The organism is Hymenobacter setariae, from assembly GCF_007713685.1.
In the GTDB taxonomy this organism is placed as follows: Bacteria; Bacteroidota; Bacteroidia; order Cytophagales; family Hymenobacteraceae; genus Hymenobacter; species Hymenobacter setariae.
Window position 1 is genome coordinate 836,887 of sequence record NZ_VMRJ01000003.1, and the last position, 13,882, is coordinate 850,768.

A 13,882-nucleotide genomic window follows, 5' to 3' on the forward strand; every position below is an offset into this window, starting at 1 on the left:
GACGGGTAAAACAAAACCCAGCCGGGTGGGCTGGGTTTCGAGAAATTATTCAGCAGGCGCTTCTGGAGCCGCTGGTGGTGTTTTCTTGCCTGGCGGCCGACCGCGGCGTGGCGTGTCTGCTTTTGCCGCTGGCTTTTTAGGCGTAGCAGTTTTGGCAGCCCGAGCCGGCCGGGGCTTAGCCTTAGGAGTAGCGGGCTTATCATTGGCCGCGCCCTCGTTAGGTTCCGAAGCAGCCGGAGCTGCTTCAACTGGTAAACTGGGTGCTTCGGCCTCAGTAGGTGCCGGACTCTCGGCTGGCACTGTGGGCTTGCGAGTGGCTTTAGGCCGACCTCTTTTAGGCTTAGCAGGAGCAGCATCAGCAGCTACCTCAGCCGCAAACTCTTCTACCTCGGGCTCACTAGGCGGAAATTCAGCCAGCGCTACTGCGGGCCGCTCTAGTAGAATTTCAGGAATAATCGGCGGCGAAATAATTGGCGCCGTTGCGGGTACTGCGGTCGGTTCGGGGACAGCCGCTTCGGTGGCTTCGGGCGTAGGCGAGCGGTATAGGCTGGTGCGCTTACCTCGCTTCACTAGGCCCGATTTCGTAATGACTTTAGATTTTTTAGGAGTCGGACCAGTTCCCCGCTTACGAACCGGCGCTGGCTGCTCGGGACTAGCTGGTGCCGAAGCTTCGACCGGTTGCTCCATAGCAGTGCCAGCTCCTAGGTTATCATTTATCTCGAAAGCCAACTCATTGGGTAGCTCACCTAGGGCAAGCGGCTCAGCAAAAGTTTCTTCTACAGCCGAGAGTTCAAGTGTCTCATCAGGAGCAGCAAAATCTTCTGTTGCCTCTGCAGTAAGCTCTCCTATCTCGTCCGATGAAAGTGGGCTAGTTTCCTGTTCAGCAGCTAGGCGGGCGGCATTTTTACGCGCCGTGCGCTTGGCTCCACCTCGCGAGCGGCGTTTCTTCTTTTTAGCAGGATAACCAACACCTTCCTCCGGCACCGTTACTAATAGCTCCGCCTCTGGGGTAGTGAGCAGAGCTTCTACCTCAGCTGTTACCGGTTCTTCGGGCAGTGCTTCGACCGGTACTGCTACTTCCTCCAGCGCTGGCGATGCCACCGGGGCTGGGCGGTTATCACGCCGGTCGCGGTTGGTGCGTTCGTTGCGCCGGCCATCGCGGCGATTCTCGTGGCGACGGTTTTGCTGCTGCGTAGGCTCAGTATGCGGTAGAAGGGTAGGGGAGGCATTATCAGCCTCGTCACTGCCAATATCAATCCGTTCTTCGTCATCTAGCGGCTCCACCTCGGGCACACGTGTGGGGCGGGGTGGGGGCAAAGCAGCTAGCTGGCGCTTCACATCGCGCAGCTCTTGGCGCACATCTACGCCCTGGCTCGTCATGCGCTCTAGGCGCTCGCGCGTTTGGTCAAGAAAAGCACGGTGCTCGGGAGCACCCGGGTGCAGTGGCCGATGGCCCAAAGACTGCCGCACCGCCGCCCATTCCTTGCGGAAGCGTCCGAAATCAGCGTCAAAATAAGTTCGTGCAAATCGCTCCCAGATATAGTCTTCCGCAACCTCCGACGGGTGTAGCATGTCGGCCGCATAAAAGCGATAGTCGCGTAAGTCATCAGTCAATAGCTCGTAAGCTGGGAAATAACTGACATTAGGTAACAACTCGCTCAAGTAATGACAGGCTACCCTCAACACCGACTTACTGACTGCATTTAGCGGTAGCGTATCTTTAATGTGCCGCACAGGGCTCACTGTGAGTACGATGCGAATAGCTGGGTTCATCAGCCGCAACAAGGCATGAACCTCCGCCAGCCCATTCACTATCTCATCAGCCGTCAGCAGTTCCTTCTCAAATAGGCCAGATGGCAGCTTATGCAGATTGCTCACTAGCTCACCGGTTTCGCGTAGGCGGTAGGCCCAAGCGGTACCTAGGGTAAGAACTACTGCATCAGCTGTGCGCACAAAGTCACCCACCCGGCGCACTGTTTCTTGAATGGTTTGCAGTAACTCAACCGGCGACTCGGCCCCGATAGTGCTGTGAAAGTCGTAGCTCTGCCAACGGCCCCTAGCTTCTACCACGTGCTGTTGCCAGTCCTGCTCTTCGCCAGCCGCTGCCCGCAGCAATTGCGCTAGCGCCAATGGTTGAAACACAGTGCCAAAAGGATTGACCAAGGTGTTTACTTTATTGAGGCGCAGCCGCTCGCCAATGCTATCGGCAAAACACGAGCCCACCGTCAGCACCCGCGCCGTGCGCGGCAATAGCCGCTCCTGCGGCGCAATAGTTAATTCAGTCCGAAACATGAGCCACAAAGGTAGGCGCTACTTAGCTGTTAGCTTATAGAGGCTAAGCATTAGGTTTTGACACTAATAGTAGCTTGTTAGTCAATGCAAAAAAGCCCCGATGTAGTGACCTAGCTAAGAGCAGGCCACCCATCGGGGCTTCTTAATACGAATAGCTAGTAGCTATTGCTAATAGCCAACGGCTTAAAATTAAGCAGCTACCACACGGAAATTAATCGTGTGCTTCACCTCTTTATGTAGGTTCAGGGTAGCGGTGTAGTCACCAGCAGTAGTAGGCTCCTGGTCGAAGCTCAGACGCTTGCGGTCTGCCTCGATGCCTTTAGCCTTCAGTGCGTCAGCTAGTTGCAGAGTGGTTACGCGGCCAAAGATTTTGCCGGTCTCGCCTACTTTAGCGGGTAGCTCAAATACTTGGTCACCAATTTGGTCAGCCACAGCTTGCGCGTCAGCCTTCACCTTCTCAGCTTTGTGTGCTGCTTGGCGCACGTTCTCTGCTACAATTTTCTTAGCCGATTTATCAGCCAAGATAGCAAGGCCTTGGGGCAACAGGTAGTTGCGGCCGTAGCCCGACTTTACCGTTACGAGGTCGTTCTTGTAGCCTAGACCCTTAACGTCGTCTTTCAGAATGATTTCCATCTCTATAAAGTCTATTTTAGAGCGTCAGTTACGTAGGGCATCAGAGCCAGGTGGCGGGCTTTAGCCACGGCCTGAGCTACTTTCCGCTGAAACTTTAGGCTAGTGCCTGTGATGCGGCGGGGCAGCAAGCGGCCCTGCTCGTTCACAAACTTCAGCAAGAAGTTAGGGTCTTTGTAATCTACGTACTTGATACCGTTCTTTTTGAAGCGGCAGTACTTATTGCGCGTGTCAACGGGTTTGTTACCGTTATCGCGGTTGTTATTGCGGTTGTTCGAGGTAGCCATCGTGTTACGTACTAGAGGGTTACTGAGCTGCGGCTTCTTGCGGAGCTTTCGGCTGGTTCATTTCGCCGTTGCGGCGGCGCTCGTTGTAAGTCACGGCGTGCTTGTCGAGCACCGTAGTCAGGAAGCGGATAACCCGCTCGTCGCGGCGGAAAGCCAGCTCCAGTACGTCTACAATATTGCCCGAGCCGTTGTAGGTCAGGGTAAAGTAGTAACCAGTGGATTTCTTTTGAATTGGGTAAGCCAGCTTGCGCAAGCCCCAGGCTTCAGTAGAAATGAGGTCGGCGCTATTTTCCTTAAGCACCTGCGAGAACTTCTCGACCGTCTCTTGCACCTGGCCCTCGTTTAGTACGGGGGTAAGGATGAAGACCGTCTCGTAATTTCTTACGTCCATTGACGGGGTTGATTTTGGGAGTGAAAAAATGAATTGGGGTGCAAAGGTACTGATATTCCGCAAGATTACCAAGCGCTAACATTAAGTATCCTCCATCTAGAGCCAACCGTCTAGTTAGCTACCTGAACTAATCGTAAGTAGCAAGACTTACCCAACCAAGCACCGCGCCTCTAGTCGTTCTTAAAACTAAGCTCCTGCTTAGCCAATTAACTGCGTAGGTGATACCTTAGTATAAATCGCTCCTGCACTACAGCAGGATAAAGCTGTCTTAATTGGTTATTTAGGTAAATTCTAAATAAGGTGCCGGGGCTCTAAAATGCCTTTTCTACCTTTGCCACCCACAATTCCTAGCCTACATTTGTACCCCGGAAAGGGTACGCCCGCATTCCGTTTTTACCGGTTCGTTTGGATGATGAATAGCTTTCTATCGCGCACCAGCTATTGGGTGCTAGCACTATTTCTGGCTTTGGCGGGCTCCGCCACTGCACAGGACGCCACATCGGCAGCTACCGTAAGCCAGCAAGGCGTAACCCCTGGGGGCGCCGCAGGAGCCAACCCCGCTACTGGCGGTGGTGATGCCGCTGCTATTCAAGCAGGCGACGCTCTTTTCAAGGCTAACTGTACGCAATGCCACGCAGTAAATGAAAAGGTAGTGGGTCCGGCACTAGCCGGAATTACCAAGCGCCGTCAAATTCCGTGGTTGGTTAAGTGGGTCAAGAATCCTGCCAAAGTTATTGCTAGCGGCGACGAGTATGCCGTAAAGCTGTTTAATGACTATGGCAAGCAGCAAATGCCTTCGTTCGCACTGTCGGACCAGGAGATAACTAGCATCATGGCTTGGGTTACTTCCCAAGAAGGGCAAAAAACTGTTGCTGATGGTGGTGGCGCTGGTGTGACAAAAGAAAATCAAACTGCAACCGATGGTCAGGATGGTTCCGGTGCAGGTGCTGGTAAGTATGCCGATGTATTACTCATCGTACTAGTAGTAGTGCTAATTGTACTCGTAGTAACGCTCGTTATCATCGCCAACCTGATGAAAGACGTGCTGCGTGGTCGCAAAGACCTAGATGGCCGTGATGTAGAAATCTTAGAGCAGCGTTTCGACTGGGCTGGTCTGTATAAGTCTACTGCTCTCCGTGGTATAGTAGGGGCAGTAGTAGCTTTAGCCCTACTGTATGCTGGTGTGCAAAGCGTGATGGCCGTTGGCTTGACGCAAGGTTATCAACCTACTCAGCCGATTGCCTTCTCGCACAAACTGCACGCTGGTGAAAACAATATTAACTGCGCTTACTGCCACACCTCGGTTTACAAAGGGAAGTCGGCTAACATTCCTTCGGCTAACATCTGTATGAACTGCCACTCGCAGATTAAAACAGAATCGCCAGAAATTAAGAAAATATACCGGGCTATCGAGCGCAAGCAACCCATCCAGTGGGTTCGCGTGCACAACTTGCCTGACCTTGCCTATTTCAACCACTCGCAGCACACCCAGGTCGGCGGCATTCAGTGCCAGACTTGCCACGGCCCCATCCAAAATATGGAGGTGGTATATCAGTATTCGGCTCTTACCATGGGCTGGTGCATTAACTGCCACCGCGAGACTCCTCTCAATACGAAAGGCAATGCCTACTACGACAATCTCGTGAAACTGCACGATAAGTCTAACAATGCTGTGCCTTTCACCGTGTCGTCGAACGGCGGTACCGAGTGCTCGAAGTGCCACTACTAAGTTTTTTCAGCTAAGCTTTATTATTTAAGACCCGAAGCCGCTATCTAAGCATAGGCAAGCGCAGGTTGTCATCCTACCGCTGCATCTTAGGTTTGCTTTGGCTGTCTCCTTACTACCTACAATGAAATACTGGAAGGGAATTGAAGAGCTGGATAATTCGCCGGAGTTCGCCAAGAACGCCTTCGCCGAATTTCCCGACTTTCTGCCGGTGAAGGAAAGCCGCGCTGGTGATGCCGAGGATACTTCGGTAGCACCGCGCCGCGACTTCCTAAAGCTCATGGGTTTCGGCGTAGCAGCAGCTACCCTAGCCGCTTGTGAAGCGCCGGTTCGCAAAGCAATCCCGTATCTCAACAAGCCGGAAGAGGTTGACCCAACCATTTCTAACTTCTACGCTTCAACTTACTTTACGGGCTCTGACTATAACGCTGTTTTGGTAAAAAACCGTGATGGTCGTCCAATCAAGCTAGAAGGCAACCCAGAGTCTCCCGTAACGCGTGGTGGCCTTTCAGCTCGTGCTCAAGCAGCTATTCTAAGTCTATACGACGGTGGCCGCTTGCAGCACTTTATGGCAAAAGGTAAGAAGGTCGATTTTGAAGAGGCCGACCGAGCCATTCGAGCTGGGTTGAACAGTGCTACAGGTAAAATCACCATTGTATCGCCAACCATTATCAGCCCTAGCACTAAGCGGGCTATTGCTGCTTTTGCAGGAAGCCACCGCAATGTTGAGCACGTCATGTACGATGTCAACTCTGCGTCGGGGCTTCTGCAAGCCAATGGCGGCGTACTGCCTGCCTATGATTTCAGCCGTGCTAACGTTATTGTAAGCTTAGGTGCTGATTTCTTGGGCACTTGGATATCTCCTGTTGAGTATTCTCGCCAGTATATCACTAACCGCAAGGTAAGAAGCGATGGGCCTGCAAAGCCTACTATGTCACGCCACTATCAGTTTGAAACTGCTTTATCCCTGAGTGGTTCCAATGCTGATATTCGTGTGCCAGTTAAGCCTTCGCAGATGGCGGCGGTCGTATTGGCATTGTATGGTGCAATCGTAGGTGGTGGGGCTGTGCCTACTTTGACGCCAGCTATCAACGAGAAGATTAAGACTGCTGCTGCTGAGCTGCAAAACAACCGGGGCGCTTCGCTCGTGGTAGCTGGCTCTAACGACCCTGCTGTTCAATCTTTGGTAGCAGCTATCAACCAAAGCCTCGGCAACGTAGGTACAACGGTCGATTTAACTAACCCATCCTATGTGCGTCAGGGCGATGATGCACGCATGGCTCAGTTCGTTCGTGACCTCAATAATGGTGCTATTAGCGCTGTATTCTTTTACAACGCAAACCCAGTATACAACCACCCTCTAGGTGCTCAGATTAAGGCTGGTATTGCAAAAGCTGCGTTGAGTGTATCGCTCAATGACCGTCTTGATGAAACTGGTTCGCTATGTCAATACCAGACTCCTGATAGCCATTGGCTGGAGTCGTGGAATGACTATGAGCCTAAACGTGGTTTCCTGAGCCTCGCTCAACCTGCGATTACCCCTATCTTCAAAACCCGTCAAGGGCAGGAGAGCTTCTTGCGGTGGGCTGGTTCTAACGAGACCTACTACAACTTCCTGAAAGCAGGCTGGCGTAATGTGCTTGGTGCCAATGGTTTCCAAGCTGCTTGGGACAAAGCAGTACATGATGGTGTTGCTACCGGTACCGCTTTAGCTGTAGCTCCAGCTTTCTCTTCGCCCGTAATCGGTGCAGCCGAAGCAGTAAGCCGTCTACGTAATGTGACTGCTGCTCCAGCCGGTACGGTAGAGCTTGCACTATACGAAAAAGTTGGTATTGGTGAAGGAGGCGTAGAAGCTAATAATCCCTTCTTGCAAGAGTTGCCTGACCCCATCTCTAAAGCCACTTGGGGTAACTATGTAGCTGTGCCCCGTGCTATGGCAGTAGCTAATAAATGGGAGCAGGGTGACGTATTGAGTGTTAGTGCTGCTGGAGTAGCCAAGCCGCTCAACCTACCAGTGCTAATTCAGCCAGGTCAAGCTGACGGTACTGTTAGTATCGCTGTTGGATATGGCCGCATGATGGCCGGCCGAGTTGGTGACAACGTTGGCGAAAACGCTTTCCCCTTTGCTCAGGTTGGTAAGGATGGTATTGTCTACACAAATGCTGTAACGCTGAAAGCTACAGGCGCTAATAGCCCTATCGCGCAGACGCAGACTCACCATACTATCATGGACCGCCGTGAGGTGGTACAGGAAAATACGTTAGCAAAGTATCGCGAGAATCCGAAAGAAGTAACGGAATACGAGCGGATTGCTACGCCTGAAGGCTTAGAAAAACCCAGTAAGGTTTCGCTCTGGCAGGATTATCAGTATAATGACCACCATTGGGGAATGGCAATTGACCTCAATTCGTGCATTGGCTGTGGCTCTTGCGTAATTGGGTGCCAAACCGAAAACAACATTGCCGTTGTAGGAAAGCAGCAGGTTATCAATCGCCGCGAGATGCACTGGATGCGTATCGATCGCTACTATAGCTCAAACGCGCATAAAAGTGATTTTGACGAAAAAGGCAAGCTGGATACTTATGCAGCTATGGAAGACCCCTCGGATAACCCGCAGGTCGTATTCCAGCCGATGCTTTGCCAGCACTGCAACCACGCGCCTTGCGAAACGGTGTGCCCTGTACTAGCTACCACGCACAGCTCGGAAGGTCTCAATCAGATGACCTACAACCGTTGCGTAGGTACCCGCTACTGCGCTAACAACTGCCCTTATAAAGTGCGTCGCTTTAACTGGTTCTCTTACTACTCTAACGAGAAGTTTGAGGACGTTAACGGCCACATGTTCACTGACCTAGGCCGGATGGTGCTGAACCCTGACGTAACTGTACGGGCTCGTGGCGTGATGGAAAAATGCTCTTTCTGCGTACAGCGCATTCAGCTAGGTAAGTTGGAAGCCAAGAAGCAGAAGCGTCGCCCACTCGATGGAGAAGTTGTAGCTGCTTGTGCACAGTCATGCCCCACCGAAGCAATTCTCTTTGGCGATATGCGTGACCCTAGCAGCCGTATCAGCAAGCTGTTGAAGCGCGAAGATGGCGAGCGTGCATTCCACGTGTTGGATTCTATCAACGTGCAGCCCAACGTTACGTACCTGACTAAAATCCGCAATGTAGAGCAGTCGGCATTCTTCCCAGAAGAAAAGCCAGCCTAAGCTGCAGATAGCCTGATTACCAAGAGTTAAGTCTTTAATTATTCATCATTATGCAGCACGTATCACCTGTACGCGAGCCGCTCGTAACGAGTGGCAAGACGTACCACGACGTAACTCAGGATATCTGCTACCAAGTAGAAGCTGCCCCGAACGTTCGGTGGATGGGCGCCTTGGCTGTAGCCCTGGTTCTGCTAGGCGTTTTCTTCTACTCTGTTTACCGTACTCTATGGTATGGTATCGGCGAGTGGGGTCTCAATAAAACCATTGGTTGGGCCTGGGACATCACCAACTTCGTATGGTGGGTAGGTATCGGCCACGCCGGCACACTGATTTCTGCAGTACTGTTGCTGTTCCGTCAGAAATGGCGGTCGTCCATCAACCGGGCAGCAGAAGCTATGACGATTTTCGCCGTAATCTGCGCTGCTATGTTCCCGGTGTTGCACATGGGACGCCCTTGGCTCGCTTTCTACGTTTTCCCGTTGCAAAATACCCTAGGGTCGTTGTGGGCAAACTTCAATTCGCCCCTACTGTGGGACGTATTCGCTATCTCTACCTATTTCACAGTATCACTGGTATTCTGGTACACTGGTCTAGTACCAGACTTTGCTACCATCCGTGACCGTGCTAAGGGTAAAATTGCTAAAGTAAGCTACTCGCTATTAAGCTTCGGTTGGACTGGCTCGGCCAAGCATTGGTCGCGGTATGAGACAGTGTCCTTGATTCTGGCTGGTGTTTCAACGCCTCTAGTGCTCTCGGTACACACTATCGTATCAATGGACTTTGCAACTTCAGTAGTACCAGGTTGGCACACCACCATTTTCCCGCCTTACTTCGTAGCAGGTGCTATCTTCTCGGGTTTCGCAATGGTACTTACGCTGATGCTTATCACCCGCGTAGTATTCAAACTAGAAGATTACATCACATTGGAGCACATTGCCCTCATGAACAAAATCATGATGACTACTGGCTCTATTGTGGGTGTAGCTTACATTACCGAGTTTTTCATCGCTTGGTATTCGCAGGTTGAGTATGAGCAGTACTGCTTCATCAACCGTGCTACTGGTCCATACTGGTGGGCGTATGCCAGCATGATGACCTGCAACGTTATTACTCCACAGCTGGTATGGTTCCGTCGGGTTCGTTATAGTATTCTGCTCACGTTCATCCTGTCTATCATCGTGAACATCGGGATGTGGTTCGAGCGCTTTGTAATCATTGTGTCCTCGCTACACCGCGACTACCTCCCTTCCTCGTGGGCAATGTTCTCGCCAACTAGCATCGACGTAGGTGTCTATGTAGGTACCATTGGTTTGTTCTTCACGCTGTTCTTGCTTTTCGCTAAGTTCTTCCCTGTTATTAACATGGCAGAAGTTAAGACTATCCTGAAGTACACCGTTAACGATGGCCCTACTTACGGTGGTACTAATGATGGCTCACAATCGGCCAGCCGTCGTAATTCGCCGACACCTTATTCTACGCCCGGTGTTCCTGCTTCGGCACCTGTAAACTACGACAAACATGACTAAGCGCTTTGCTCTCGGCATCTTCGAGGATGAAGATGTGCTCCTCCACGCAATTGATAATGTTCGCGGCGCGGGAGTTAAGATTTACGATGTTTTCTCTCCTTACCCAGTCCACGGCATTGATGATGCCCTAGGTATTGAGCGGTCGCGTTTGCCTATTGCAGCCTTCTTCTATGGCTTGTGCGGTTTGTCTTTCGCACTGTGGATGCAGATATATATGTTGGGTTTTGACTGGCCAATGATTATTGGTGGTAAGCCTAATATCGCTTTACCGGCCTTTATTCCGGTTAGCTTCGAATTGACAGTGTTTTTTACCTGCCACGGCATGGTAATCACTTTCTATACTATCTCGAAGTTGTACCCACGCATCAAAACGCCAGTGCTGGATGCGCGCTCGACCGACGACAAATTTGTAGTAGCTATTGAACTGGATGAAACCAGCTCGCAGTTGCCGAAATTGACTCAGTTGCTTCGCGAAAACGGAGCCAGCGAAGTCAATCAAAAGGAAATGACCAAATTCTAATGATGTCGCCTTCCCTCAAACACGGGCTGTACGCGGCCTCCTTGCTGCTGAGTACCGGCCTTGGAGCTTGCTCGACGCGTGCCGACGACCCTGGTGTAGAATATGCGCCGGAGATGTACGAGTCTATCCCTTACGAGCCGCTACGCCAAACAAGCTACAACAAGATTAACGCTTTTGGCATCAACGAGCGTACTCCAGCTACTGGTACTGTGCCTCGTGGTAAGCTTAACTACTACGATCACATTCCCAAGGATAGTGTGCGGATAGCAGAGCGCCAGTTGAGCAATCCTTATCCTTATACCAAGGCGAACCTTGAGGAAGGACAAGTTTTGTATACTCGCAATTGCCAACATTGCCACGGTGAAAGCGGTAAAGGTGATGGACCTGTAGGTCAAAAATTTAAGGGCGTACCCAATTACTCTTCGGGCGCTTATAAGACAATGAATGATGGCCACATCTATCATGTCATCCAATGGGGACGTAACCGTATGATGCCGCATGGCTCGCAGGTAAATCCAGAGGAGCGTTGGAAAATAGCAATGTACGTTCACGTACTACAGCTTAATAATGACCCTGCAGACCTTCCTAAGCTTGTAAAAGTTGGGGCAGAGAAACCAACTACCGATACTGAAGCAGGCAATAGCTCTCAGCAAACTGATGGAGCCAACCAAAAGGCCGAAGGTCAAGCACAAGCAGGTACTGGTTCTGAGACACCTGGCCAGGGCAACACCAAGGCTCATAACGGCTCGATGTAATTTTTGATAGATATGGCAACTCTGACACATCATCACGAGCCCGTTGTAGCCGAGCACTTAGGAGAGCATCCGGGCTTACAACGCACGTTCGTTACCATTATAATAGCTGGTGTTATCGTTCTAGCTCTCGGCTTATTGGCTGCTTTTATGGGCTGGGGCGAACACCATGAAGCAGCTGGCCACATGGCCACTGCCGCTGGTCACGCTGAACATAGCGGCAGCCCTATCTGGTTGAAACGCTTGCTGGTCAGCTTATGGCACAGCAACGTTTTTCTAATCGGTGTTTCGGTAGTAGGTACGGTCTTCATGGCTATCCAATATGTGGCATACGCTGGCTGGTCAGTAGTAATCAAGCGCATTAATGAAGCCTTGAGCGCATGGATACTTCCTGGAGGTGTCATCATGGTGCTAGTCTTCGCAGCTAGCCTTATCAACCATGACCTATTCCATTGGACCGTACCGGGTATTATGGATAAGAATAGTGCAAATTATGACGCTATCATTGCGGGTAAAGGCGGCTTCCTCAGCATTCCTTTCTATCTGATTCGCATGCTGTCTTATCTATTCATCTGGTGGACCTTCTCTCAACGGTTGCGTCAGCTGTCTATACAAGAGGACCTGAATGGCGGTACCAGCTATTTCCATACTAGCATCACGACAGCAGCTCTCTTCCTAGTGCTGTTTGCTGTAACCTCTTCTATGTCGGCTTGGGACTGGGTTATGTCTGTAGACGTACACTGGTTTAGCACCATGTTTGGCTGGTATGTATTCGCTTCTTGGTGGGTATCTGGTATTGCGGCAACTACACTAATTGCTATCTACTTGAAGCAAGCCGGTTACCTACGTATGCTGAATTCCAACCATTTTCATGACTTAGGTAAGTTCATGTTTGGCTTTAGCATTTTCTGGACCTACGTATGGTTTTCGCAGTTCATGCTCATTTGGTATGCTAACCTCCCTGAAGAATCGGTGTATTTTAACCAGCGCTTAGGTGGGTTCGATGGCCGATACACGTGGATGTTTTACGGTAATCTACTTATCAATTTTGCTTTCCCTTTCTTGGCATTGATGACGCGAGATGCAAAGCGTCAGATGATTATGCTCAAGATAGTATGTATCGCTATATTAGTAGGCCACTGGTCTGACTTTTATTTGATGTTCATGCCGGGCACTATGAAAGGAGAAAATGGGTTCCTGATTGAGATTGGTGTAGCGCTAATCCTACTAGGTGCTTTCTTGATACTTGTGACACGTCGTTTGGCTTCAGCGTCACTAGTACCTGTTAATCACCCTTTCATAGAAGAAAGCGTTCACCACACGACTTAACATCATAGAATACAGCAGCTAGAAGTTGATAGTCAGTTAGTAACTGTTCTGTTTTTCTAGCTTCCAGCTCCTGACTTCTAGCTTATATTCAATGACTGCTTTAACAATCCTCTTGGTGCTGGTCCTCTTGCTAGTCGTTTTCGGCTTGCTGTTCCGGCTCCAAATTCTGACCTCTATCTTTTCCGGCACTTACGTCCGAGAGATTGGCATGAGCAATCGCATTAATGCGGTGTTGATGCTAGTGTTCATGGTAGTAGGGGGAGCGGCGTTCTTTTGGTCTTTCTCGGAGAACTTCAACAAAATGAATCCGCCTGTGGCGTCTATTCATGGTCATGCCATGGAGCGGATGTTCTGGACTACAATGACCGTTATCGGCATTGCCTTCGTCCTTACACAAGCTTTGCTGTTCGTTTACTCATATAAGTACCAGCATAAAGAAGGCCGCCGAGCGTATTTCTTTGCTCACAATAACACCATTGAGGTAGTTTGGACCATCATCCCAGCTATTGTAATGGCTTCATTGATTTTTGCAGGTTGGAAAGCTTGGACTCGCATTACGGGGCCAGCTCCTAAGGACTCGGTAGTAGTTGAATTGATGGGTAAGCAGTTCAACTGGCTTGTCCGTTACCCAGGCCGTGATATGAAGCTTGGTGTTATAAACTATCGCCTCATTGATGCTTCAAATGACTTTGGCTTTGACTTGAGCGATAAAGCTGCTCTTGATGACTTCACTAGCACTGAGATTCACGTGCCTAAAGGGCACCCAGTGTTGATTAAAATTCGTTCTCGCGACGTATTACACGCCGTATATATGCCGCATTTCCGCGTACAGATGTATGCTGTACCTGGTATGCCTACTCGCTTTTGGTTCACGCCAACAATGACGACCGACGAAATGCGGGCGCACTTAGGCAACCCAAAGTTCGATTATGAGCTAGCATGTAATCAGATTTGTGGAGCAAGCCATTTCGCAATGAAAGCTAAGCTCATTGTGGATGAGCCAGATGATTACCAAGCTTGGTATGCTAAGCAAAGCCCTAATTCCGCTAACGCTGATATGATGGCTTCTTATAAGCAAACTAGTCAGAATGCAGGTCTAGGTAAAGGTGGCAGCCTGGGTGCTAAAGCCGCTGCCATTGAAGAAACTGGCGAAACCCCTGCTGCTCCTTTATCGGCGCAGACTGCGATGTAAGTTGATTTTTACGGATAACTGTTTTTTAT

General features: G+C 50.5%; 11 protein-coding genes. 7 read left to right on the top strand and 4 right to left on the bottom strand.

Annotation, left to right across the window (positions count from 1 at the left end):
* Positions 1 to 45: 45 nt before the first annotated feature.
* The 4 genes from FNT36_RS14615 to rpsF form a co-directional block, all read right to left on the bottom strand.
* Positions 46 to 2,292: a GSCFA domain-containing protein gene (locus FNT36_RS14615; protein WP_144849040.1), complete on the bottom strand. Its 2,247-nt coding sequence runs from the start codon at positions 2,290 to 2,292 to the stop codon at positions 46 to 48.
* Positions 2,293 to 2,481: 189 nt separating this feature from the next.
* On the bottom strand, positions 2,482 to 2,925 hold the full coding sequence (gene rplI / locus FNT36_RS14620; RefSeq protein WP_144849042.1) for a 50S ribosomal protein L9: 444 nt from the start codon (positions 2,923 to 2,925) through the stop codon (positions 2,482 to 2,484).
* A gap of 11 nt (positions 2,926 to 2,936) precedes the next feature.
* Positions 2,937 to 3,209, bottom strand: coding sequence for a 30S ribosomal protein S18 (gene rpsR / locus FNT36_RS14625; RefSeq protein ID WP_144849044.1), 273 nt, complete (start codon positions 3,207 to 3,209; stop codon positions 2,937 to 2,939).
* Positions 3,210 to 3,228: 19 nt separating this feature from the next.
* The gene (rpsF, locus tag FNT36_RS14630) at positions 3,229 to 3,600 is read right to left on the bottom strand and encodes a 30S ribosomal protein S6 (protein ID WP_144849047.1); all 372 of its coding nucleotides are present in this window, start codon (positions 3,598 to 3,600) and stop codon (positions 3,229 to 3,231) included.
* A gap of 412 nt (positions 3,601 to 4,012) precedes the next feature.
* Between rpsF and FNT36_RS14635 the strand changes: the two genes are divergently transcribed.
* The 7 genes from FNT36_RS14635 (at position 4,013) to FNT36_RS14665 (ending at position 13,853) form a co-directional block, all read left to right on the top strand.
* Positions 4,013 to 5,329, top strand: coding sequence for a cytochrome c3 family protein (locus tag FNT36_RS14635; protein ID WP_144849050.1), 1,317 nt, complete (start codon positions 4,013 to 4,015; stop codon positions 5,327 to 5,329).
* Between the two features lie 121 nt (positions 5,330 to 5,450).
* Positions 5,451 to 8,534, top strand: coding sequence for a TAT-variant-translocated molybdopterin oxidoreductase (locus FNT36_RS14640; protein WP_144849055.1), 3,084 nt, complete (start codon positions 5,451 to 5,453; stop codon positions 8,532 to 8,534).
* A gap of 50 nt (positions 8,535 to 8,584) precedes the next feature.
* Complete coding sequence (nrfD, locus tag FNT36_RS14645) at positions 8,585 to 10,060, top strand: NrfD/PsrC family molybdoenzyme membrane anchor subunit (protein ID WP_233635929.1); 1,476 nt, start codon at positions 8,585 to 8,587, stop codon at positions 10,058 to 10,060.
* On the top strand, positions 10,053 to 10,580 hold the full coding sequence (locus FNT36_RS14650; RefSeq protein ID WP_144849059.1) for a DUF3341 domain-containing protein: 528 nt from the start codon (positions 10,053 to 10,055) through the stop codon (positions 10,578 to 10,580). Before nrfD ends, FNT36_RS14650 begins: the two co-directional genes overlap by 8 nt.
* Complete coding sequence (locus FNT36_RS14655; protein WP_317129615.1) at positions 10,580 to 11,335, top strand: c-type cytochrome; 756 nt, start codon at positions 10,580 to 10,582, stop codon at positions 11,333 to 11,335. Before FNT36_RS14650 ends, FNT36_RS14655 begins: the two co-directional genes overlap by 1 nt.
* Before the next feature lie 12 nt (positions 11,336 to 11,347).
* Positions 11,348 to 12,661, top strand: a complete 1,314-nt coding sequence (locus tag FNT36_RS14660) for a quinol:cytochrome C oxidoreductase (RefSeq protein ID WP_233635930.1) — start codon at positions 11,348 to 11,350, stop codon at positions 12,659 to 12,661.
* Between the two features lie 91 nt (positions 12,662 to 12,752).
* Positions 12,753 to 13,853, top strand: coding sequence for a cytochrome c oxidase subunit II (locus FNT36_RS14665; protein ID WP_144849062.1), 1,101 nt, complete (start codon positions 12,753 to 12,755; stop codon positions 13,851 to 13,853).
* Positions 13,854 to 13,882 lie beyond the last annotated feature (29 nt).

Excerpts from the sequence above, each read along its gene's own strand:
- FNT36_RS14660 (WP_233635930.1), top strand. The coding sequence starts at position 11,348 with ATGGCAACTCTGACACATCATCACGAGCCCGTTGTAGCCGAGCACTTA.
- FNT36_RS14635 (WP_144849050.1), top strand. The coding sequence starts at position 4,013 with ATGAATAGCTTTCTATCGCGCACCAGCTATTGGGTGCTAGCACTATTT.
- rpsR (WP_144849044.1), bottom strand. The coding sequence starts at position 3,209 with ATGGCTACCTCGAACAACCGCAATAACAACCGCGATAACGGTAACAAA.
- rplI (WP_144849042.1), bottom strand. The coding sequence starts at position 2,925 with ATGGAAATCATTCTGAAAGACGACGTTAAGGGTCTAGGCTACAAGAAC.
- FNT36_RS14615 (WP_144849040.1), bottom strand. The coding sequence starts at position 2,292 with ATGTTTCGGACTGAATTAACTATTGCGCCGCAGGAGCGGCTATTGCCG.
- FNT36_RS14655 (WP_317129615.1), top strand. The coding sequence starts at position 10,580 with ATGATGTCGCCTTCCCTCAAACACGGGCTGTACGCGGCCTCCTTGCTG.
- FNT36_RS14650 (WP_144849059.1), top strand. The coding sequence starts at position 10,053 with ATGACTAAGCGCTTTGCTCTCGGCATCTTCGAGGATGAAGATGTGCTC.
- FNT36_RS14665 (WP_144849062.1), top strand. The coding sequence starts at position 12,753 with ATGACTGCTTTAACAATCCTCTTGGTGCTGGTCCTCTTGCTAGTCGTT.
- FNT36_RS14640 (WP_144849055.1), top strand. The coding sequence starts at position 5,451 with ATGAAATACTGGAAGGGAATTGAAGAGCTGGATAATTCGCCGGAGTTC.
- rpsF (WP_144849047.1), bottom strand. The coding sequence starts at position 3,600 with ATGGACGTAAGAAATTACGAGACGGTCTTCATCCTTACCCCCGTACTA.
- nrfD (WP_233635929.1), top strand. The coding sequence starts at position 8,585 with ATGCAGCACGTATCACCTGTACGCGAGCCGCTCGTAACGAGTGGCAAG.